Below are 22,608 nucleotides of genomic sequence, written 5' to 3'. Positions count from 1 at the left end.
GATGGATGGATAGCGCGGCGCGCATCAGGGCGCCGGCGCGCAGCGCGCCGTGGCGCAGGCCGCGGGCTTGCCGTCGCCGTTGCCGCCATTGCCGTTGCCGTCGGCTGGCGGCGGGGCGTTGTTGTCATCGCCGCCGCAAGCGCTCAGCAGCAGGGCCAGACACAGCAGGCCGGCGCGTAGCGCAGGTCTGCCGATCCGCAAGAAATCGGGTGTGTTGGTTTTCATGGTTCCTGGTCCGGGACGGCGGCCGAGTGCGACGACTACAAGATGCCCTGCGCGCTCGGCCGCGTTCTGGGTTCTCCAATGCTGCCTGGATGGACACCTGTGGCGCCGGGGGGTGGATCCGGCAAGACGCGCAGTCTTCAGCGTTGATGTGTCAACTATGTGACGCAAAATGCCCGTTTGAAGTTGAGAGGAACGATGGAAAACGCAACACGCGGATGATATTCGCGCGTGGTGGTTATAGGGATGGGAGGCGAGACGAGGCGGGAACGCCGTGCGCGGCCCGCTGCCGGGCGCGCGCGGCGGTTACATCCGGAAACTATTTCTTGAAGAACGCCAGCAGATCGGCGTTGATGACATCGGCATTGACCGCGCACATCCCATGCGAAAAACCGGGATAGGTCTTCAGCACCGCGTTCTTGACGATCTTGGCCGACAGGCGGCCGGCATTGTCGATTGGCACGATCTGGTCATCCTCGCCGTGCAGGATCAGCGTGGGAACGTCGATCTTCTTCAGGTCCTCGGTGTAATCGACCTCGGAAAATTCCTTGATGCACTCGTACTGGCCCTTGAGGCCGCCGCTCATGCCCTGCAACCAGAAGGCATCGATGGTGCCTTGCACCGGCTTTGCGCCCGGCCGGTTGTAGCCGTGGAACGGCATGGCCAGATCGCGATAGAACTGCGAGCGGTTTTCCGCCACGCCCTTGCGGATGCCGTCGAACACGTCGATCGGCAGGCCGCCAGGATTGGTGGCGGTCTTCAACATTTGCGGCGGTACTGCGCCGATCAGCACGGCCTGCGACACGCGCTTGGTGCCATGGCGGCCGATGTAGTGCGCCACTTCGCCGCCGCCCGTGGAATGGCCGACCAGCGCGGCGTCGCGCACGTCGAGCTTGTCCAGCACGGCGGCCAGGTCATCGGCATAGGTATCCATGTTGTTGCCGTCGGACGGCTGGCCCGAGCGGCCATGGCCGCGGCGATCATGCGCGATCACACGGAAGCCCTGCAGCAGGAAGAACTGCAGCTGCGCATCCCACGCGTCGCTGGAAAGCGGCCAGCCATGGGAGAACACGATCGGGCGGCCCTTGCCCCAATCCTTGTAGAAAATCTCGGTGCCATCCTTGGCTGTCACAAAGGGCATGATGGGTACTCCTTGACTTGACGGTTGATGGGGAAACTTCGGGCGGAAGTTTCATGAAAGATGATGACCTGCCCAAAAGCAAGACGCCTTCGGCGCGCTTCACAAGATTTCACGTTCGCACTGTGGCGTGTGTTTGCGACGGATCTCAGCCCGCTTTTGTGCGAAATCAAGGCGTGCACTACGTAGATGCGGCAGCCAAAACCGCTAACGCACGGACCCTCAAGCATGTCCAGTCAATGAAATAACCCTGCAACTGCAGGCAATGACGCGTTATCTGCGCGATTCATGCCAGAATGCCCGCTGGCCAAACACGCACACGGAGCTTTCGGGATGTATCGCGGCGAACGGTTCAATGGATACAGTCATCTGGCCGGAGCGGTGCTTGCCGCTGCCGGCATGGCGGTGCTGGTCACCTCGTCGGCGCTCTATCACGACGCCTGGAAGGTGGTCAGCTCCGTGGTCTACGGCACCACGCTGGTGCTGCTCTACACGATTTCCACCATCTATCACAGCGTGCGCGGGCCGGCCAAGGACATCTTCCGGCGGCTCGACTATTGCGCGATCTACCTGCTGATTGCCGGCAGCTATACGCCATTCGCACTGGTCACATTGCGCGGACCGTGGGGATGGACGCTATTCGGCATCAACTGGGGGCTGGCGGCCATCGGCATCGTCCAGGAACTGTGGGTGGGTCATCGCACGCGGGTGCTGTCGTTGTCGATCTACGTGATCATGGGCTGGCTGGTGCTGTTCGCGTTCGGCCCGTTGACAGCCGCGCTGCCGGCGGCGGGGCTGTACTGGCTGGTAGCCGGCGGCGCGATCTACACCGCCGGCATCGGCTTCTTCCTGTTCGACGAAAAGGTGCGGCACTTCCACGGCATCTGGCACCTGTTCGTGCTGGCCGGCAGCATCTGCCAGTTCATCAGCATCCTGTTCTACGTCGACTGAAGTCTACGTCGATTGAAGCGCGCGGCCCCGCGCCGCGCGCCGTCACACCGCGTGTGCTACGCCTCGGCCACGGCCGACGCCGCGGCGGCTGCTTCGGCCACCACGCCGGCGCGCAGCATCGCATCGATCTCCGCTTCCGCATAGCCGCATTCCGCCAGCAACGCGCGCGTATGTTCGCCGAGCCGCGGCGACGGGCGATGATATTGCGCCGGCGTTTCCGATAGCTGGATCGGCAGGCCAAGCGTGCGGATCGGCCCCGCCTCCGGATGCTGCTGGCGTACCACCATGCCGCGCGCCAGCGTCTGCGGATGATTCAGCGCCTCGCCAATCGAGTGCACCGGACCTGCCGGCACGCCCGCGGCATCGAACGCCGCGAGCCAGTGCGCCGACGACTGCGTTTGCAGGATCGCGGCCATCGCCGGCAGGAGCGTATCGCGATGACGCATGCGATCGGCATTCAGGCGATAGCGTGGATCGTCGATCCATTCGGGATGGCCCAGCACCTGCGCGATGCGCGCCCAGTTCTTCTCGTTGGCGCCGCCCACAATGATGTGCCCGTCCTGGGTCGGAAATGCCTGGTACGGGGTTGCCAGCACATGCGCCGATCCGCTTGGCCCCGGCGATTCGCCGGTGGCGAAATGAATCGCCGCATGCCAGTACAGCTGCTGCAGCCCGGCCTCTATCAGCGACGTTTCCACCACCTGTCCGCGACCGGTCTTTTGCCGATGCTGGTAGGCAGCCAGAATGCCGAACGCCGCCAGCAGCCCCGCGTTGATATCGGCAATCGAATTACCGGTACGCAAGGGCGGGCCACCCTCTTCGCCCGTGATGCTCATCAGCCCGGTAAAGCCCTGCGCAATCAGATCGAAGCCGCCCTTGTCGGCAAAGGGGCCGGTGCGGCCGTAGCCGGAAATCGCGCAGTAGATCAGGCCCGGATTCTCCTGCGACAGCGTGTCGTAGCCGAGCCCGAGCTTTTCCAGCGTGCCCTTGCGGAAGTTTTCGATCACTACGTCGGCGTTGCGCACCATGCGCAGGAACACCTCGCGGCCCTCCGGCTGCTTCAGGTCCAATGCAATGCCGCGCTTGTTGCGGTTCAGCATCAGGAACGGCGCCGAGACGCCCTGGATGGTGGGCTCGCGATAACCGCGTGCATCGTCGCCGCCGTCGATCTTCTCGATCTTGATCACATCGGCGCCCAGATCGGCCAGCATCATGCCGCAGGTCGGCCCGGCCATGATCTGGGCGAGCTCCAGCACGCGCAAACCCGACAATGCGCCGTGCTGCACGGAAGTGGCGGAAGTAGCGGAAGTGGCTGCGGACATCGGTATTCCTTTCAGGGCGCGCATCAGCGGCCGTTGAACCGGGGCGTTTCCTTGGCCAGGAACGCGCGATATCCGGTGCGAAAATCCTCGGTGTCGAAACAGTCGAACGCCTCGTCGATATCGGCCGGCGACAATGGCTGGCCAGCCGCCAGTTGCCTCGCAAATTTCTTGTGCCAGCGCGCCACCAGCGGTGCGCCCGCCGCAATGCGCATGGCGGTGGCGCGCGCCTCGTCAGCCACGCGGTCGTCCGGCACCACGCGCGACACCAGTCCCATCGCCAGCGCTTCTTCGGCATCGACGATGCGTCCCTCGAACAGCAGCTCAAGCGTGCGCGAGGTGCCGATCAGGCCGATCAGCGGCGCCATCTCGGCATGCGCCATCACGAGCCCGAGGTTCTTGATCGGCGCGCCGAAACGGCTGCCTTTTCCGCAGATGCGCAGGTCGGCCATCGCCGCCACTTCCAGGCCGCCGCCGACGCAGATGCCATGGATCTGCGCCACCACGGGATGCGGGCAATCGAGCATGGCCTGCGCCGTGGCATGCATCACCGCACCATAGGCCACGGCCTGCGCCTTGTTCGAGCGCGCCGTGGCAAACTCGCCGATGTCGTTGCCTGGAGAAAACGCCTTCTCGCCAGCGCCGCGCACGATCACGCAGCGCACCGTGTCGTCGGCGGACAGCGCGCGAAACGCGTCGCCCAGCTGGCGCCACATGTCGAGCGTGAAGGCATTGAGTTTGGCGGGACGATTGAGGACGATGGTGGCAATCCCATCGTCTCGCGTTACCAGCAGCGTCGGCTCCTGCGGATTCTCTTCGCTCATTCGGCAGCTCCTTCATGGGCGGAAACCATCTTGCGGCGGCGGGTTTTCTCGAACAGTGCGCCGAGCACCGGCCACACCAGGATCACCACGGCCAGCGCCATGATCGTGCCCACCAGCGGGTTGGACCAGAACACATTCATCTCGCCTTGCGACATCAGCATGGTCTGGCGGAACGCGTCTTCGGCGCGGTCGCCGAGCACCAGCGCCAGCACCAGCGGCGCGAGCGGATAGTCGAGCTTCTTGAGCACGTAGCCGATCACGCCGAAGATCAGCATCAGCCAGACGTCGAACATCGCGTTGTGCACGGTGAACGCGCCGATGGCGCAGACCACCAGGATCAGCGGCGCGATGATCGCGAACGGGATGCGCAGGATCGCGGCAAACAGCGGCACCGTCGACAGCACCACGATCAGCCCGGCAAGGTTGCCCAGGTACATGCTGGCGATCAGGCCCCACACAAAGGTCTTTTGCTCGGCAAACAGCAGCGGGCCCGGCTGCAGGCCCCAGATCATCAGGCCGCCGAGCAGCACCGCCGCCGTGGCCGACCCGGGGATGCCAAGCGCCAGCATCGGCAGCAACGCGCTCGTGCCGGCCGCATGCGCCGCGCATTCAGGCGCGATCACGCCTTCCACATTGCCTTTGCCGAAGGTCTCGCGCTTGCGCGAGAACCGCTTGGCCACGCCGTAACCCATAAACGACGCCGCCGTGGCGCCGCCCGGCGTCACGCCCAGCCAGCAACCGATCAGCGACGAGCGGATCAGCGTCATCCAGTAGCGCGGCAGCTCGGCCCAGGTCTTGAGCACCACCTTGAGGTCGATGTTGGCGCGCTTGCCGCGAAACGCCACGCCTTCCTCCATCGTCATCAGGATCTCGCTGATGCCGAACAGGCCGATCACCACGACGAGGAAATCGAAACCGCGCAACAGCTCGGTGGATCCGAAGGTCATGCGCAGCGTGCCCGATACCGTATCCATGCCCACCGCCGCGAGCGCAAAGCCGATGCACATCGCGATCACGATCTTAGCCTTGGCTTCCTTGCCCATGCCGATGAAGCTGCAGAAGGTCAGGAAATACACGGCGAAGAATTCCGGCGGCCCGAAACGCAGCGCAAACTTCGCCACCATCGGCGCCAGGAACGTGATCAGCAGCACGCCGGCCAGCGCGCCCAGGAACGATCCGGTAAAGGCCGACGTCAGCGCGCGTCCCGCCTCGCCCTGCTGCGCCATGGGATAGCCGTCGAAGGTGGTGGCCACCGACCACGCCTCGCCAGGAATGTTGAACAGGATCGACGTGATGGCGCCGCCGAACAGCGCGCCCCAGTAGATGCAGGACAACATGATGATGGCCGATGTGGGCTCCATCGAAAACGTCAGTGGCAGCAGGATCGCCACGCCATTCGGCCCGCCCAGGCCCGGCAGCACGCCCACCACGATGCCGAGCAGAATGCCCACCAGCATCAGGCCGACGTTGTGCCACGACATCGCCACGGCAAAGCCGCCCATCAGTGCATTGAGTTCTTCCATGCCCGTCCCCTCAGAATCCAAAGGCCGCTTCGAGCGGCCCCTTGGGCAGCGGCACGCGGAACTGCATCTCGAAGATCCAGAACAGCACCACGTTGATCGCCACGCCAGTCAGCACGGCGCGCCACCACGCGAACTTGCCGACGACGCGCATGAATCCGGCAATGAACACGGTGGACGCCACATAGATGCCGATGAACGCGATCAGCGCCACGTAGACGGTCAGCGGCACGAGAATCACCGCCACCTGCCGCAACTGCGGCCATGTGACGAACACCGTATCGTTGCGCGAGCGCAGCGCCTGCCACAGTACCGCCAGGCAGGAAATGAAGATCAGCGCGCCGATGCGCAGCGGAAAATAGCCGGCCTGCGGGCCGTCCGGCGCCCAGCCGGCGCCGATCTGATAGTTGGTCACCATCACCACCACCGCGCCGATCGCAATCAGCACGGCCACGGCGATTTCCGCCGTGCGCACCGTCAGCGCCGCCGGCGCGGCGGCGTCATGTGTTTGTTCGCTCATGGATTGTCCCCTTGGCGTTCTGCGTCGCCATGGCATCGGAAGATTGGACTGCCGGGAAAGGACTCGGGCGCGTCGCACGCCACCTTGCGCGGCCGCACGCGCCTGCCCGTGTCCTGCCCTGCGCATTCGCGCATTCGACGCTGCCGCGCGCGGCCATGCGGCCGTGCGGCGACAGCGATCCCCATCACTTGGCGGCCAGGAAACCGGCTTCCTTGATGATGTCCTTGTGGCGCGTCTCGTCGGTCGTCAGGAATTCCGTCAGCTTCTGGCCGGTCAGGAAATCGTTCTTGAGCGCGTTCTTCTCGAGGTATTCCTTCCACTCGGGCGTGGCGACCACCTTCTGCATCAGGTCCACATAGAACTTCTGCTGATCCGGCGTGACGCCACCCGGCAGCATGAACACGCGCAGCATCTGGTACTGCACGTCCAGGCCCTGTTCCTTGCAGGTGGGGATGTCACCCCAGCTTTGCGTGGCGGTGATCTTGGTCTTGTATTGCATGCGTTCCGGCGCGAACACGCACAGCGCGCGATGTTCGCCGGCGCGCCACTGGCCGATCGATTCCGACGGGTTATTGACGTTGGAATCGATGTGGTTGCCCGACAACTGCGTGGCCGCCTCGCCGCCGCCCTTGTACGGAATGTAGATGAAGCGCACGCCCGCCTTGCGCTCGACCTGCGCAACGATGATCTGGTCTTCGCGCTTGGAACTGGTGCCGCCCATCTTGAGCTTGCCCGGACTCTTCTTTGCCTCGGCGATATAGTCGGCCGGCGTCTTGTATGGCGCGCTGGCGTTTGTCCAGAGCACGAATTCATCCATCGCGACCATTGCCACCGGCGTCAGGTCGCGCCAGTTGAACGGCAACTGGCTGATCATCGGCACCGTGTACAACGCCGACGACGTGACCAGCAGCTTGTGCGCGTCGCCCTTCGACGCCTTGGTGTCCATCAGCCCTTCCGCACCGCTGGCGCCGGCTTTGTTCACCACGATCATCGGCTGGTTCATCAGCTTGTGCTTGGCGATGATGCCCTGTATCGAGCGCGCCATCTGGTCCGACGCGCCGCCCGCGCTGAACGGCACGATCACCTCGACCGGCTTGGTCGGTTCCCATGCAAACGCCGGCGCGGCGGCCAGCGCGACACCAAACAGCGAGGCGCACGCAAGCGCGCGCACGGCATAACGGTACGTCATGGTCTGTCTCCTTTGGGTGGCGGAGCGCCTCTTGCGGGCGCCCTCGACTACGGCTTCGGGTTCTGCTTCGGGTTCGGGTTCTGCTTCTGCTTTCTGTTTTCTGCTTTCTGTTATCTGTTCTTTCGCGCCGCGCTTTCCAGCCAGGTAAAACACGGCGTACGCGGCGCCGATGGCATGCGATCGGTTGCGATCGCATGCCATCGGGCGGCGCCTTGCGGTGTTACGCCACGCGCAGCGCCGGCTGCGACGCCGCGGCGTTGCGCAGGCTTTCCATCGCGGCCAGCACGCCGCCGCTGCGATGCGGCACGCCGGCCAGCGCCAGTCCCATCTCCACGCCCGACAGCGTGCCCATCAGCGTCAGGTCGTTGAAATCGCCGAGATGGCCGATCCGGAACACCTTGCCGGACAGCTTCGACAAGCCCTGTCCCAGCGACATGTTGAAGTTTTCGAGCACGACCTTGCGCAGCGCGTCGGCGCTATGGCCGTCGGGCATCACCACGGCCGTAAGCGCGGGGCTGTATTCCGCGGGGTTCTGGCACAGGATCTCCAGACCCCATGCGTTCACGCAGGCGCGCGTGGCTTCGGCATGGCGCCGATGCCGCGCGAAGACGTTCGGCAAGCCTTCCTCGAACAGCATGTCGCAAGCTTCGGACAGGCCGTAGAGCAGGTTGGTGGCCGGCGTGTACGGCCAGAAGCCGTTCTTGTTGGATTCCAGGATTTCCTCCCAGCCCCAGAAGGCCTTCGGCAGCTTCGCCGTGGCTGACGCCGCGATGGCCTTCTGGCTCACCGCATTGAACGAGATGCCCGGCGGCAGCATCAGGCCCTTCTGCGACCCCGAAACGGTCACGTCGACGCCCCATTCGTCATGCCGATAGTCGACCGATCCCAGCGAGGAAATGGTGTCCACGAGCAGCAGCGCCGGATGAGCGGCCGCATCGATGGCGCGGCGCACGGCCGCGATATCGGACGTCACGCCGGTCGACGTTTCGTTGTGGACCACGCAGACCGCCTTGATCTGGTGTGCGCGGTCCGCGGCCAGGCGCGCGCCGATCGCCGCGGCGTCCACGCCATGACGCCAGTCGCCGACGATGAATTCGGGATCGAGCCCAAGCTTGTCCGCCATCTTCTTCCACAGCGACGCGAAGTGGCCGGTTTCGAACATCAGTACCTTGTCGCCGGGCGACAGCGTGTTGACCAGCGCCGCCTCCCACGCGCCCGTGCCCGACGCCGGGTAGATCACCACGGGCTGGGCGGTCTGGAACACCTTGCGGATATCGGCAAGCACCTTCTTGCCCAGTTGCTGGAACTCGGGGCCGCGATGGTCGATGGTCGGATAGTCCATCGCGCGCAGCACACGGTCGGGGACGTTGGTGGGCCCGGGAATCTGCAGGAAATGCCGGCCGCTGGGATGGGAATTCAGTCGGATCATGTCGCCTCGTATCCTCAAGTTTGAATTTTGTATTCAAAAAACAGGGCTGCACCGCGGGGCCGGGATGCAGGATAATGTTGGCCGGCACAAACGCCCGTCGCTCCGCAATAAACCCTTATAAATCAACGGTTGCACGTTTATTTTTTCGGCTATATCGCGGTTTTTGCGTTGGCCGATGGCACCGGATTGCGGTTCGTGCTTGCCCAACATTAGTTTTTGAATACAATACTGTCAAGCCACAAGATCCCTGATGAGCACAAATCCGACCTCCTCCCCGCAAGCCGTCGACCGCCAGATCCTGCATGTGGCGGTTGCCCAGCGCCTGCGCACGATGATCATGGAAGGTGATCTGGCGCCGGGCACGCGGCTCAATGAACGCGTGCTGTGCGATCTGCTGCAGGTGTCGCGCACCCCGCTGCGCGAGGCGTTCAAGGTGCTGGCCGGCGACGGGCTGGTGACGCTGCTGCCCAATCGCGGCGCCGAAGTGGTGGTGCTGTCGCAGGAATCGATCAACCACCTGTTCGAGATGATGGGCGCGCTCGAGGCGATGTCCGGCGACCTGGCATGCCAGCGCATCACCGAAGCCGAACTCAACGAGATCCGCGCGCTGCATTACGAGATGCTGGCGTGCCATGCGCGGCGCGACCTGCCCAACTACTACGCGCTGAACCGGCGCATCCACGATGCAATCAACGCCGCCGCGCGCAATCCGATCCTGGAGGAGACCTATCGCCGAATCAACCTGCGCATCCAGGCGCTGCGCTTTCGCTCGAACTTCGACCACGACAAGTGGGATCTGGCCGTGCGCGAACACGGCGAGATGCTCGACGCACTGGCGAGGCGCGACGGCGCGGCGCTGCGCGAGATCCTGCGCGCGCATTTGCAGCACAAGCACGACGCACTGATTGCCGAACTAGAACGCGTACAGAACGCCGCCGCCTGACGGTCCACGCGGGCCGCGCCGCTGGCGCGTGCATCGCGCAGGCGTGGGCGGGGGTGCAAGTACGCGCAAACGGAGACACCCGCTTATGGCCCTGCCTGTCACCCCCACGCCGCCCGGCGTGCAACCGCTGCGCTTCATGCCCGGCGCCGCCTCCGCGCCCGCGCTGCAATCGCCGCTATATCGGCGCCTGCACGCCGAACTGCGCGGCGAGGTGCTGTTCGATAACGCCAGCCGCGGCCGCTACGCCACCGACGCATCGATCTACCAGATCATGCCGATCGGCGTGGTGGTACCGCGCGACGAGGCCGATGCGCGCCTGGCGCTCGATATCGCGCGCGATTTCAAGGCGCCGCTCTTGCCACGCGGCGGGGGCACCAGCCAGTGCGGCCAAACCGTCGGCGAAGCGCTGGTCATCGACAACAGCAAGTATCTGAACCAGATCGTCGATTTCGACGCGCAGGCGCGCACGGTCACCGTGCAGCCCGGCATCGTGCTCGATCATCTGAACGCCTGGCTCAAGCCGCATGGACTGTGGTTTCCGGTGGATGTCTCCACGGCGGCGCAATGCACGATCGGCGGCATGACCGGCAACAATTCGTGCGGGTCGCGCTCGATCCAGTACGGCAACATGGTGCACAACGTGCTTGGCGTGCAGGCGATCCTCGCCAACGGCGACGACGTCCGCTTCGATGCCACGTGGCCGGCCGACGCCGCATCGCACCGCACCATCGCCGACGGCGTGCGCCGCATCGCCGAGCGCGAACGCGACGCCATCGCGCAGATGTATCCCCGCGTGCTGCGCCGTGTCGGCGGCTACAACCTAGACATCTTCGCGCCGCGCAGCGAACGTCCCTACACCAGCGACGGCAGTGTCAATCTTGCCCACCTGTTGGTCGGTTCCGAAGGCACGCTCGCGTATTTCCGCCAGATCACGCTGCAGTTGGCGCCGCTGCCCACGCACAAGACGCTGGGCGTGGTGAATTTTCCGACGTTCTACCAATCGATGGACATGACGCGCCATATCGTCGCGCTCAAACCCGCGGCGGTGGAACTGGTCGACCGCACCATGATCGACCTGGCGCGCAACAATCCCGCATTCCGGCCCGTCATCGACAAGGCACTGGTGGGCGAGCCCGAGGCAATCCTGCTGGTGGAATTTGCCGGCGAGGACCGCGACGCCACGCTGCGCGGGCTGCAGCAACTGGTCGAACTGATGAGCGACCTCGGGCTGCCCGGATCGGTCGTGGAGATGCCCGACGCGGGACCGCAGAAGGCGCTGTGGGAAGTGCGCAAGGCCGGCCTGAACATCATGATGAGCATGAAGGGCGACGGCAAGCCGGTGTCGTTCATCGAGGACTGCGCGGTGCCGCTGGAACACCTGGCCGAGTACACGTCGCGGCTGACCGAAGTGTTCCACAAGCATGGCACGCGCGGCACCTGGTACGCGCACGCCAGCGTCGGCACGCTGCACGTCCGGCCGATTCTCGACATGCGTCGCGACGGCGCGGCCAAGATGCGCGCCATCGCCGAAGAAGCCGCGGCGATGGTGCGCGAATACAAAGGCGCGTACTCGGGCGAGCACGGCGATGGGCTCTGTCGCGGCGAATGGGTGGCGTGGCAGTTCGGGCCATCGCTGGCGCGCGCGTTCGAAGAGGTCAAGGCGCTGTTCGATCCGGACAATCGCTGCAATCCCGGCAAGATCGTGCGCACGCCGAAGATGGACGACGCGGCGCTGTTCCGCTTTGCGCCGCAGTACACCGTCAAGCCAATGCAGCCGGCGCTGGACTGGTCGGCATGGAATGTCACGCGCGACCCGGTGACCGAGGCGCAAAGCGCACCCGGCACCGGCTTCGATCCCGCGCGCGGGCTGGCCGCCGCGGTCGAGATGTGCAACAACAACGGCCACTGCCGCAAATTCGATGCGGGAACGATGTGTCCGAGCTATCGCGTCACGCGCGACGAGCAACACCTGACGCGCGGCCGCGCCAATACGCTGCGGCTGGCGTTGTCTGGCCAGATCGGCAACGAGGGACTGCTCGATCCGGCCGTCACGGAAACCATGGACCTGTGCGTGTCGTGCAAGGGTTGCAAGCGCGATTGCCCAACGGGCATCGACATGGCGAAGATGAAGATCGAAGTGCGCGCCGCCAATGCGCGCGCTGGCCGCTTGCGGGCGCGCGACCGGCTGGTGGCGTTCCTGCCGCGCTACGCGGGCATCGCCAGCAGGCTGCCGTGGCTGTTCAACCTGCGCGATCGCATTCCGGGGCTGCCGCAGCTGGGCGAGCGCCTGCTGGGATTGTCGGCCCGGCGCTCGCTGCCGCGCTGGCGAGCCGCGTTCGTGCGCGAAGATTACGTGGCGCCACCGGCGGGCGGCAAGGAAGTGGTGTTGTTCGTCGACACCTTCAACAATCATATGGAACCCGATAACGCGCGCGCCGCACAGCGCGTGCTGCAAAGCGCGGGCTACACGGTGCATCTATCCGCAGTGCCGGGCGAGCGCCCGCTGTGCTGTGGCCGCACGTTCCTGGCCGCAGGCCTGGTCGACGAGGCCCGCGCCGAAGCCCGACGCGCGATCGACACGCTGCTGCCCTTCGTGGCGCGCGGCGTTGCCGTGGTGGGGCTCGAGCCGTCTTGCCTGCTGACGATGCGCGACGAATTCCTGCAATACGGCCTGGGCGATGCGGCGCGTCAGTTGGCGGACAACGCTTTCCTGTTCGAGGAATTCCTGGTGCGCGAGCACGCCGCGGGACGCTTCGCGCCCACGCTCAAGCCCGTGGGCCACACCGAGGCGCTGCTACATGGTCATTGCCACCAGAAGGCGTTCGACGCGGTGCGGCCCGTGGAACAGGTATTGAGCTGGATTCCCGGCCTGAAGACGGCGCTGATCGAATCGTCATGCTGCGGCATGGCCGGCAGTTTCGGCTATGAGGCCGAGCATCACGAGGTATCGATGAAGATGGCGGAGTTGTCGCTGCTGCCCGCGGTGCGCCGCGCCGATGCGCAGACGCTGGTAGTGGCCGATGGCACCAGTTGCCGCCATCAGATTCACGATGGCGCCGGCAGGGATGCGGTGCACGTGGCGCGGGTGTTGGAGATGGCGCTCTGACGCGGCGCCAAGGCGTCAAGAAAACGCGGGGCACGCCAATTCTGACGCGCGCCCCGCGCGGTACTTACAGGTAGACCAGCGAGATCGTGGTCGAGCCGTCGAGCGAGACGCTGTCGGTCAGGTCTGGCAGCGCATCCTTGGACGCCAGTGCCGTGAAGACGTCCAACCGCTGTGTCACGGTTTTGACACGAATGGGCGAAGCGCCCGGTGTTTCGGCCCAGGTGTAAAGGACGTTGCCGACCAGGTAATTGTCGTTTGCCACCTGTACCCAACTGGCACCGCCATTGTCCGAACGGGACAGCGACACGCTCTCGCCAAGATTGCTCACGAAGGAATCACTGCCAAACGTTCGGAACGCGTAGGCGCCCACGGCCTTCCCATCGACCTTGCCAAGCCCGAAGCCGAGGCGGTCGTCGATGCCGATGGCAGGTTTCAGCACGTTGCTGGGAACTGTGCCGGCACGGTTGTCGACCAGCGTCACGGCCACATAGGTCTCTGCGTCGCAGTCGACGGTCATTGTGACTTCCTTCTGCGCAAGCTCAGTGGGCGCCGACTGCGCCAGCGACGTTCCCGAGATGGTCTGAAAGTCGATCAGACCGTCATTGGACAGCGACAGGTTGCAGGCCGCAGGACGGATCGTGCCCTTCACTGCCATGTCCGTCGATTCGGCCGCATTTGCGGAGGTTGCCATGACGACCAAGAGGGGGGCGAACAACAGATGTTGGATAGAGAGCTTCATGATGTTATGCCTAGTAGTTTGCGGGTTTCGGACTGCGCTGTGTCTCGCGGTCTGACCGAAGTTTGGTCAATCAAACCCGGGTCATAAATGGTAGAAGCTTCAATTTCGGGGACCACGGCCGTGTAGCCATAGCGGCACATAACGAGCGCGCCGGACGCTTCGGGCCTACGCTCATGCCCTGCAGTCTCGGCTATGAAACCGAGCAGCACGAGGAATCGGAGATGGCGCTCTGACGTGGCGCCGGGGCGTCAAAGAACGCGGGGCGCGCCAAATCTGGAACGCCCCGCGTGGTACTTACAGGTAGACCAGCGAGATCGTAGTCGAGCCGTCGAGCGAGACGGTGTCCGTCAAGTCTGGCAGCGCATCCTTGGAAGCCAGTGCCGTGAAAACGGCAATCGACTGCGTCACCGTTTTGACACGAATAGGCGCACCGCCCGATGTTTCGGCCCAGGAGTAAAGCGTGCCGCCGTATATGTAATTGCCGTCTTGCAGCCCCAACCATGTGGCGCCGCCATTGTCCGAACGGGTCAGTCTTGCACTCTTGCCGAGATTGCTCACGAAGGAATCATCGCCAAACATTTGGAACGCGTAGGAGCCCACGGCCTTTCCATCGACCTTGCCAAGTCCGAATGCGTTGCCCGCGTAGATTCCCGTGGCGGGCGTCAGCACGTTATTGGCGATGGTGTCGGCGCGGTTGTCGAACATCTTCATGGCCACATAGGTCTCGGCCTCGCAATTGATGGCCACCGTGACTTCCTTCTGCGCAAGCGCGGTGGGCGCCGACTGCTGCAGCGACGAGGCCGGGATGGTCTTGAAGTCGATCACACCGCCATTGGACAGCGACAGATCACAGGCCGCAGGGCGGATCGTGCCCTTCACTGCCATGTCCGTCGATTCGGCCGCATTTGCCGAAGTTGCCGCGATCACCAGGAGGGGAACGAGCAACAAATGCTGGATAGAGAGCTTCATGATGTTATGCCTAGTACGTTGGGGATCCGGACAGCGCTGTGTCTTGCGGCGCGACCGCAGTGTGGTCAATCCGGCCCGGGTCATAAATGGCCGAAGCTTCAATTTGGGGGCCGCGGCGGTTTGGCCACAACAGCACGCGGCGTCGACGTCAGAAAACCGCGCGGATGCAGGCCGATACACCGGATCACCTGCGCACCGGCACCATGCTGAAGCGCGACACGCCCCCGGTATCCGCCATCTCCGCGACTAGCGTGTTGGCGCCAGGAAACTACCGCTCAAATGGTGATAGAGATCGCCGAGCATCGGAGGCTCCTCTCAGGACGCGAGCCAATCGTTGAGCGACCGCAGGGTGTCCTCGCTCAATTCGCCCGCGGCGGCGGCAAGTCGCAGGCGGCCCAGCAGGTAGTCCAGCCGTGCCTGCACCACGTCCAGTTCCGCGGCGAACACACGCTGCTGTGCGTCGAGCACGTCGGGCTCGGTCCGGGTGCCAACGTCCCGGCCGAGGATCGTCGCGGCCAGAGCGCTGCGCGCCGACGTCAACGACTGCTCAAGCGCAGAGATACGCGACACGCCGGTCTTTACCGACAGAAACCCATCCTGCACGTTCAGGCGCACATCGCGTCTGGCCGCGGCAAGCTCCTGCTCGGCCTGGCTCTTCTTCGCAACGGACTCCCGCTCGCGGGAGTCGAGTCCGCCCCCGGCGTACAGCGGAATGTTTACCTGCAAGCCCACCGTCGCAGAACGCGTGTTGGCCGCCACCCAAGGTGCCAGATTGCCGGTTTGCCCTTGCGAGCTGTAACCCGCCACGAGCGAGACGGTCGGGCGGCTGGCGAGCCGGTACTTGTCGATCTCGGCGCCGGCAATATCGAGTTCCGACTGCCGCGTCTTGACGAGGAAGCTCTGCTCCTCCCCCTTGGCCTGCCACGCCGCAAGATTGTCTGGCTCCGGCGGCCGCGGCGCAAACCGCGCCGCGAGGCCGCTCAGCTGATCGGGCGATGTGCCAACGATCTCCTGAAAGCGCGAGCGACGCTGCTCCAGTACGGATTGCGCCGTCACTTCGCGGCTCTCCACGCCGTCCAGTCTCGCCTGGGCCTCTTGAAGATCGGTGATCTTTCCTTGCCCGATATCGAAGCGAGCCTTGGCGCGATCGCGCTGCTGCCGCAAGGCCGCCTTCTCCGCCTGTACCACGCGCAGCGTCTCCTCGCCCAGCACCACGCCGAAGTACGCTTCTGCCACACGCAAGGCCAGGTCCTGACGGGACTGGCCAAACTGCGTTTGAGCCAGGCTGGTTTGCTCGCGCAATTGCTTCTTCGCGGCCACCGCGCCCCGGTCGTAGATCGGCTGCACCAGCACGACGCCGGCCTGGCGCACGGTGCCCGAGGTATTGGGCGGGATCAGGGACGCGCCGTCGTCGGTCGCCGAGGAATGCACCACGGCGCGTCCAGCGCCGCCTTGCAGCCTGAGGCTGGGAAGCAGCAGGGCCCTGCCCTGCACGGCCTTCTCCTGCCCGGCCGCCAGCGCATCGTTGGCGGCAAGCGTCGTCGGATCATGCGCCAATGCCTGCTCGTAGGCGCCCACCAGATCCATTGCGCTCGACTCCGCGGCGCTCAGGCAAAGCATGCAGGCCAGCGCCACTTGCGCGGCGCGCGGGGCGATTTTTAAACTCTTCATCACAATCATTCTCAACGTCAGATTTGCGATCAGACGGTCGCGGGGCGCTTGGCCCGGTACCACGTCGCATACAGGGCCGGCAGGAACACGAGCGTCAGCACCGTGGCCACGGCGAGGCCGCCCATGATTGCCCACGCCATGGGGCCCCAGAACACCGAATGGGTGAGTGGCACCATCGCCAGGATGGCCGCCAGTGCCGTCAGCACGATTGGACGCAACCGCCGCACTGCCGCTTCGACAATGGCCGTCCACAGCGGCACGCCGGCGCGTACGTCGCCGTCGATCTGCACGACCAGGATCACCGAGTTACGGATGATCATGCCGGCCAGCGCGATGACACCCAGCATTGCAACGAAGCCGAACGGAATCCGGAAGGCGGCGAGAATCACGCTCACGCCGATCTGGCCGAGCGGCGCGGTCATCAGGACAATCGCCATCTTTTTCATGTCCTGCAGTTGGATCATCAGCAGCACGAGGACCGCGATGATGGTCCACGGCATCACCGCAAACACAGAGCGCTGCGCCTTCGCGCTCGCTTCCGCAGCCCCGCCGATCTCGATGCCATAACCGAGCGGCAGATCCTTTTCCAGGGCCTCGATCCGCGGCAGCAGCGCACGGGTGACGTCGGGCGCCTGCGCCCCAGCGATGTCGGCACGGACCGTCATCGTCGGCACGCGATTGCGTCGCCACAATTCCCCTTCCTCGCTGGCAAGGGTCAAACGGGCTACCTGCGAAACCGGCACGAACTTTCCATCGCGTACATAGATCTTGGCGTCCTTCAGGTTGTTCAGGTCCGTGCGCTCCGCCGCGACGAGGCGGGACACCACGTCGATATCCTGGTCTTGCTCGCGAAACTGCGTGATCGGCGTGCCGGAGATCGATGCCTCGAGCGCCTGCTTGATCTGGCCTGAGCTAATGCCCAACGCGCGCGCCTTGTCTTGATCGACTTCGACCTGGACGCGCTTGATGCGCTCGCTCCAGTCCTGGTTTACCTGGCGCACATGCGGCTCTTCGCGCATGATGGCTGCCACCTTGTCGCCGATAGCGCGGACCTTGTCGTTGTCCTGCCCATAGACCCGGAATTGCACCGGATAGCCAACTGGCGGACCGTTCTCCAGGCGGTTGACCCGGCCCCTTACGTTAGGGAAATGCTCTGCGAACAGCTTCTCGAGTTTTTCCTTCGCACGCTCACGCGCCTCGCCGCCCTTGGTCATCACCATCATTTCGCCAAGGTTCAGGTTCGGGGTCTGTGCATCGAGCGGCAGATAGAAGCGCGGCGCGCCGTTGCCCACGAAGCTCGTCACCGCGACGATGTCCGGATCCCCCTTGAGCATCGCCTCGAGCTTCTGCACCTCGCGCTGGCTGGCATCGAACGTCGAAGCCTCCGGCATCCACAGGTCCACGATCAGTTCCGCACGGTCGGACGCCGGAAAGAACTGCTGGGGCACTGCCTTGAACAGCACCAGCGCGCCCACGAACGCGGCAAGCGTGATGCCGAGCACCCATACCCGTTGCCTCAGGCAGAAATCGATGAAACGACGGAACTTGGCATAGAAGCCGCGCTGGTAGACCGCCTCCTCGTCATGCGCGGCGTGTGCATGCTCCTTCAACAGCTTGAAGCCGATGTACGGCGTGAACAGCACGGCCACGACCCACGACAGCAGCAGCGAGATGCCCACCACCTGGAACAGCGAGTACACATACTCGCCGGTGCCGGACTTCGCAAAACCAACCGGAAGAAATCCCGCCGCCGTGATCAGCGTGCCGGTGAGCATCGGGAATGCCGTGGCCGTGTAGGCGTAGGTGGCGGCGCGGAACTTGTCCCAGCCCTGCTCGAGCTTCAGCGCCATCATTTCGACGGCGATGATGGCGTCGTCCACCAGCAGCCCAAGGGCGATGATCAGTGCACCGAGCGAGATGCGCTGCAGGTCGATCCCCATCACGTACATCGCCAGGAACGTCATGGCCAGGACGAGCGGGATGCTCAATGCGACGACCAGTCCAGTGCGCAGCCCCAGCGACAGAAAACTCACCACCAGCACGATGACCACGGCCTCGGCGAGGCTCTTCTTGAATTCGAAAACGGAATGCTCGACGATGCGTGGCTGGTCGCTGACGGCGTGAATCTGAACACCGACCGGCAGGGTTGACTCGATGCGCTTGACCGCTTCATCGAGCCTCGTGCCAAGCCGGATCACGTCACCGCCCTTGCGCATGCTCACCGCCAGGCCGATGGCCTCATTGCCGTTGAAGCGCATCCGAGAGGTGGCCGGCTCTACAAAGCCGCGACGGACATCGGCGATATCGCCCAGCCGGAAGGTGCGCTGGCCGGCACGGATGCCGATGGCGCGAATACCTTCGACGGAGTCGAATTCGCCGCTCACGTCCAGCCGTACTCGCTCGGCACTGGTTTGCACCGTTCCGGCCGCTGTCACCGCATTGGTTTGCGCAAGGGTCTGCGCGATCAGCGCCGGATCGATGCCCAACGAAGCAAGCTTGGCGGTGGAGACTTCCACATAGATTTTCTGTTCCTGCTTGCCGACAAGATCGACCTTATTGACATCGTCGACGCGAAGGAACTCGTTACGCGCGGCATCGGCGATCCGTCTCAGGTCGTCATAGTTGAATCCATCACCGGTAATGGCGTACAGGTTGCCGAACGTGTCCCCGAACTCGTCATTGAAAAACGGTCCCTGCGTGCCCTGCGGCAGCGTATGGCGAATGTCGCCGATCTTCTTGCGGACCTGATACCAGACATCCGGCACGGCCGATCGCGGCACTTCCTCGCGCAGGTTGACCTTGATCTGCGCTTCGCCCGGCTTCACGTAGGTGGACGTATAGTCGATCTCCGCCACTTCCTGCAGCTTGCGCTCGAGCTTGTCGGCAACCTGGTCGGCCATCTGCTGCGCGGAGCTTCCCGGCCAGTACGCCTGCACCACCATGGTCTTGATCGTGAATTCCGGGTCTTCCTTCTGGCCCAGCCTGCCGTATGCCAGCAGACCCGCCACGGACAACAGCAACAGCAGGAACGCGATCATCTGGGGGTGTTTGAGCGCCCATTCGGACAGATTGACGCCTTTCACTTCGAACCTCCCGCCTGAGCGACGGTCACTGCCTCCGCTACCTTCACCTGCTGGCCGGGCTGCAGCATATGCACGCCGGCGCTCACCACCGTCTCGCCGGCCGTCAGACCCGACACCACCATGACGCTGTCGTTCTGCGCTGCGCCAAGCTTCACTTCGCGCGCGCTTACCCGTGATGTCTTGGGGTCCACCACCCACACCTGCCGGCTACGCTCGTGATCGACGACGGCAGTCAGCGGCACGCGAAGCGCGGCACTGCCGTCTGTGTCGGGAACCATGACGGAAGCGGTCATGCCAAGACGAAGGAGACTGGGATCCGCATCTGCATCCGCGTCCAGGATCGAAATGCGCGCGGAGTACGTACGCGTGACGCTGTCAGCGTCCGGCGCCAATTCGCGCAGCTTGCCGTTCCACGATTTTTCGGGATGTGCCCACACCGTGATCGTGAGCCTCTGGGCCTTGCGCAGTTCGTCGACGCGCGACTCGGGAACGCTGATCGACACCTCGCGCTCGCCGTCGGCCGCGACGGTGACGATCGACTGCCCGGCCGCCACGACCTGACCGGCTTCCGCGTTGATGGCGCTGACCACGCCGTCGCGGTCGGCCACCAGCGTCGTGAACCCGCGCATGTTGGCGTTCAGTTGCTGGCGCGCCTGCGCCGAGCGAAGCTGGGCTTCGGCCTGGCTCAGCACCAGGCGCTGCTGGTCCAGTTCGGCCTGCGAAGCAAAGTTCTGCGCCAGCAATTGTTCGGTCCGTTTCACATCGACCCGAGCCTGGGCCACCCGGCTTCGCGCAGCATCCGCGTCCGCGCCAGCGGCCGCCACCTGCAACGCTTCCTGGGTCGGATCGAGCTGCAACAACGGCTGCCCGCGCTTGACATGGCTGCCCACTTCCACCATCCGTGCAACGATCTTGCCCGCCGTCCGGAAGCCCAACTGGCTTTCGTAACGCGCGCGAATCTCTCCCGAATAGTTGGCGCCGATCGTGCCGTTGCTACGCCCTACGACCACGGTCCGCACCGGCCTCACGTCCGACGGTTCGGACGCAGGTTTCTCTGTACACGCCGCCAGCAGGCTCGCCGCCGCGATGATGGTGAGCACTGCCGCTCGCTGATTCCTGTTCAATTTCTACGCTCCAGTAGGTCCGTCACTCGCCTGCGCGTCATCAGCGGTTCGCGCCATCGAGCCAATGCAACGGACTCGTTCCGGGCGTGAGTGACAGCAGGCCTGCTTGGGGTATTCGAGCTTTCCCAAGCGCTCGAAATATACATCATAATGCCGCAATAGTCAGGATGACATGTTATATATTTAGATGGTGTGACTGAGGCGACATCGACAGTCGCGCGTGTGAGGCGAAGAAGGCGCGCGGCCGTGCCGATCCGCCCGCCCATGAGGAGAGAACCGATCAATGACCGCGATAGAGAAGGGATTTGCCGCTGCAGGCGAGCTGTGGGAGGTGGCCGACCATCGTCAGCGCGTGGCAGCCAAGCGGCGGCAGCGCATGCGCTCGCTGTTACTGGGCAGTACGTTGCGGTTGCTGATGGAGCATCGCAACCCGTCACCGTCGATCGACGACATCATCTGCCTGGCGCAGGTGTCGCGCGGAACGTTCTACAAGTACTTTCCGTCGTCCGAAGCGATCATGCGTGAACTGATAGGCAGGATGGCCGAGCAGTGGATTCGAGCGATAGACCCCATTGTGCGCAGCCATGACGATCCTGCCGAGCACATCGCCCGCGGCATACGCCTGGCCTCGATGCTGGCGGTACACCAGCCGGGTGTGGCCGGAATCCTGGGGCGCTTCGGATGGTCGGGTTGGCAGGCGCCGAGCATGCTGGAATTCGTGCGCCGGGATCTCGAGGATGGGGTGCGCCGCAATCGCTTCACGCGCATGCCGATCGCGCTGGCGTTCAATATCGTTACCGGCGCCGCAATGAGCGCGATGCACCGCATGCTGGAGAGCGAGTGCAGCGATGATTTTTCCGAACTGGCCGCGGCCGTGGCATTGCGCGCACTGGGCGTGGAGAGCGCTACGGCTGACGCCATATCCAGCTCGCCGCTCAATGCCAACCTCGAACTATTTGGGGACATGCTCGGCGCCGCGATCAACGACGCGCCTTAGACGCGGCGCGGGATCGCTAGCTGACGGCTTCGGCCAGGGCGGCGAGCTTCTGCTGCGCCGTCTTGAGGAGGGATTCCGGTGGCGCGACAAGCTTCGGCAGAGGCGCCGCGATCAACTTTGCAGCGCTCGCTGCCGGTACACCGAGCGATTTCAACACTGCGCGAACGATGCGTTCGGGGTAATCCTTGGCCGTTCTGCCTTTCGCCATGCGCTGCACGGCGATGAGCGCCGCGCCCGTCGCCAAGTCCAGCCCTATGTCAGCGGCGTCCGCGTCGAACGCGCCACGCTTCACGCCATCCTTGATATCGGCTGGCAGTTGTTCGTATATCGCGCTTTTCTTTCCGACGAGACTGAAACCCGTGGCGGCGAGAAAGCGCGCGACGACGGGATAGGCACGCACCAGGTGCAGATATAGCCGGCCGGCTGTAGCGACACGCAACGCCGGATCGTCGACATCCGCCACGACGCCCTCGATCATTTCCACCATGTCGTGGCTGAGTGCGTCGCTGACGGCCGCCAACAGATCATCGTTGGTGCGGAAGTAGTTGTAGAAAGAGCCCTGCGAGACACCGGCCGCCGCGATAACTTCCGGGATCGCACTGGACCCAATGCCCCGCTGCGCGAAAACGATCATCGCGCTTTCGATAAGACGCCTGCGCATGCGCGCGCGCCGTTCAGCCGCAACACGTGGACGATGGTCTTGGATTTCAGGATCGGAGGGCATCTTCAGTAAGAGAAGCTTATGCGACGGGCGATTATGGCACAGCGCGGGCCGCGCATTGTGTGCGCCACCAATCTTGAAGAATACATACTGTCATGATGACAATTTAGTCATTATGTAGCAGAATGCCGGACTTCATCTGC

General features: G+C 64.3%; 18 protein-coding genes. 4 read left to right on the top strand and 14 right to left on the bottom strand.

Annotated elements, in window-relative coordinates; translation table 11 throughout:
• Positions 1 to 24: 24 nt before the first annotated feature.
• Entirely contained in the window at positions 25 to 225 is a 201-nt protein-coding gene (locus F7R19_RS06830; protein ID WP_061953826.1) for a hypothetical protein, read from the bottom strand.
• A gap of 316 nt (positions 226 to 541) precedes the next feature.
• Complete coding sequence (locus tag F7R19_RS06825; protein ID WP_061953828.1) at positions 542 to 1,363, bottom strand: alpha/beta fold hydrolase; 822 nt, start codon at positions 1,361 to 1,363, stop codon at positions 542 to 544.
• 330 nt (positions 1,364 to 1,693) lie between these two features.
• Between F7R19_RS06825 and trhA the strand changes: the two genes are divergently transcribed.
• A complete protein-coding gene (gene trhA / locus F7R19_RS06820) occupies positions 1,694 to 2,311 on the top strand; it encodes a PAQR family membrane homeostasis protein TrhA (protein ID WP_150979765.1) in 618 nt (205 codons plus the stop codon).
• A gap of 56 nt (positions 2,312 to 2,367) precedes the next feature.
• On the opposite strand, the gene F7R19_RS06815 is transcribed toward trhA, so the two are convergent.
• The 6 genes from F7R19_RS06815 to F7R19_RS06790 form a co-directional block, all read right to left on the bottom strand.
• Positions 2,368 to 3,633, bottom strand: a complete 1,266-nt coding sequence (locus tag F7R19_RS06815; RefSeq protein WP_061953988.1) for a CaiB/BaiF CoA transferase family protein — start codon at positions 3,631 to 3,633, stop codon at positions 2,368 to 2,370.
• Between the two features lie 23 nt (positions 3,634 to 3,656).
• Positions 3,657 to 4,454, bottom strand: a complete 798-nt coding sequence (locus tag F7R19_RS06810) for an enoyl-CoA hydratase/isomerase family protein (RefSeq protein WP_150979764.1) — start codon at positions 4,452 to 4,454, stop codon at positions 3,657 to 3,659.
• Positions 4,451 to 5,977 (bottom strand): tripartite tricarboxylate transporter permease, encoded by a 1,527-nt coding sequence (locus F7R19_RS06805; RefSeq protein WP_061953834.1) that lies wholly within the window; start codon positions 5,975 to 5,977, stop codon positions 4,451 to 4,453. Before F7R19_RS06805 ends, F7R19_RS06810 begins: the two co-directional genes overlap by 4 nt.
• A 10-nt stretch (positions 5,978 to 5,987) precedes the next feature.
• Positions 5,988 to 6,494 carry a tripartite tricarboxylate transporter TctB family protein gene (locus F7R19_RS06800; protein ID WP_150979763.1) on the bottom strand — a complete coding sequence of 169 codons (507 nt, stop codon included), beginning with the start codon at positions 6,492 to 6,494 and terminating at the stop codon, positions 5,988 to 5,990.
• Between the two features lie 184 nt (positions 6,495 to 6,678).
• Positions 6,679 to 7,683, bottom strand: coding sequence for a Bug family tripartite tricarboxylate transporter substrate binding protein (locus tag F7R19_RS06795; RefSeq protein ID WP_061953837.1), 1,005 nt, complete (start codon positions 7,681 to 7,683; stop codon positions 6,679 to 6,681).
• Positions 7,684 to 7,903: 220 nt separating this feature from the next.
• Positions 7,904 to 9,112 carry a pyridoxal-phosphate-dependent aminotransferase family protein gene (locus F7R19_RS06790; protein ID WP_150979762.1) on the bottom strand — a complete coding sequence of 403 codons (1,209 nt, stop codon included), beginning with the start codon at positions 9,110 to 9,112 and terminating at the stop codon, positions 7,904 to 7,906.
• A gap of 250 nt (positions 9,113 to 9,362) precedes the next feature.
• Here F7R19_RS06790 and F7R19_RS06785 point away from each other — a divergent pair, with 250 nt between their 5' ends.
• Together F7R19_RS06785 and F7R19_RS06780 are read left to right on the top strand one after the other, a co-directional pair.
• Positions 9,363 to 10,055: a GntR family transcriptional regulator gene (locus F7R19_RS06785; RefSeq protein ID WP_061953841.1), complete on the top strand. Its 693-nt coding sequence runs from the start codon at positions 9,363 to 9,365 to the stop codon at positions 10,053 to 10,055.
• An 85-nt stretch (positions 10,056 to 10,140) separates the two neighbouring features.
• A complete protein-coding gene (locus F7R19_RS06780) occupies positions 10,141 to 13,161 on the top strand; it encodes an FAD-binding and (Fe-S)-binding domain-containing protein (protein WP_150979761.1) in 3,021 nt (1,006 codons plus the stop codon).
• 64 nt (positions 13,162 to 13,225) lie between these two features.
• On the opposite strand, the gene F7R19_RS06775 is transcribed toward F7R19_RS06780, so the two are convergent.
• The 5 genes from F7R19_RS06775 to F7R19_RS06755 form a co-directional block, all read right to left on the bottom strand.
• Positions 13,226 to 13,900: a DUF1120 domain-containing protein gene (locus F7R19_RS06775; protein WP_150979760.1), complete on the bottom strand. Its 675-nt coding sequence runs from the start codon at positions 13,898 to 13,900 to the stop codon at positions 13,226 to 13,228.
• 294 nt (positions 13,901 to 14,194) lie between these two features.
• Positions 14,195 to 14,938: a DUF1120 domain-containing protein gene (locus F7R19_RS06770; RefSeq protein ID WP_211922717.1), complete on the bottom strand. Its 744-nt coding sequence runs from the start codon at positions 14,936 to 14,938 to the stop codon at positions 14,195 to 14,197.
• Between the two features lie 246 nt (positions 14,939 to 15,184).
• Complete coding sequence (locus tag F7R19_RS06765) at positions 15,185 to 16,549, bottom strand: TolC family outer membrane protein (protein ID WP_223506264.1); 1,365 nt, start codon at positions 16,547 to 16,549, stop codon at positions 15,185 to 15,187.
• Between the two features lie 20 nt (positions 16,550 to 16,569).
• A complete protein-coding gene (locus tag F7R19_RS06760; protein ID WP_150979758.1) occupies positions 16,570 to 19,623 on the bottom strand; it encodes an efflux RND transporter permease subunit in 3,054 nt (1,017 codons plus the stop codon).
• A complete protein-coding gene (locus F7R19_RS06755; RefSeq protein WP_223506266.1) occupies positions 19,620 to 20,723 on the bottom strand; it encodes an efflux RND transporter periplasmic adaptor subunit in 1,104 nt (367 codons plus the stop codon). The genes F7R19_RS06760 and F7R19_RS06755 overlap by 4 nt, the downstream gene beginning before the upstream one ends.
• 307 nt (positions 20,724 to 21,030) lie before the next feature.
• Between F7R19_RS06755 and F7R19_RS06750 the strand changes: the two genes are divergently transcribed.
• Positions 21,031 to 21,744 carry a TetR/AcrR family transcriptional regulator gene (locus tag F7R19_RS06750; RefSeq protein ID WP_061953853.1) on the top strand — a complete coding sequence of 238 codons (714 nt, stop codon included), beginning with the start codon at positions 21,031 to 21,033 and terminating at the stop codon, positions 21,742 to 21,744.
• Positions 21,745 to 21,760: 16 nt separating this feature from the next.
• Here F7R19_RS06750 and F7R19_RS06745 read toward each other — a convergent pair whose 3' ends face one another.
• A complete protein-coding gene (locus tag F7R19_RS06745) occupies positions 21,761 to 22,405 on the bottom strand; it encodes a TetR/AcrR family transcriptional regulator (RefSeq protein WP_150979756.1) in 645 nt (214 codons plus the stop codon).
• Positions 22,406 to 22,608: the final 203 nt, after the last annotated feature.

Source organism: Cupriavidus pauculus (assembly GCF_008801835.1).
GTDB lineage: Bacteria > Pseudomonadota > Gammaproteobacteria > Burkholderiales > Burkholderiaceae > Cupriavidus > Cupriavidus pauculus.
This window is presented reverse-complemented; position numbering and strand designations above follow the sequence as displayed.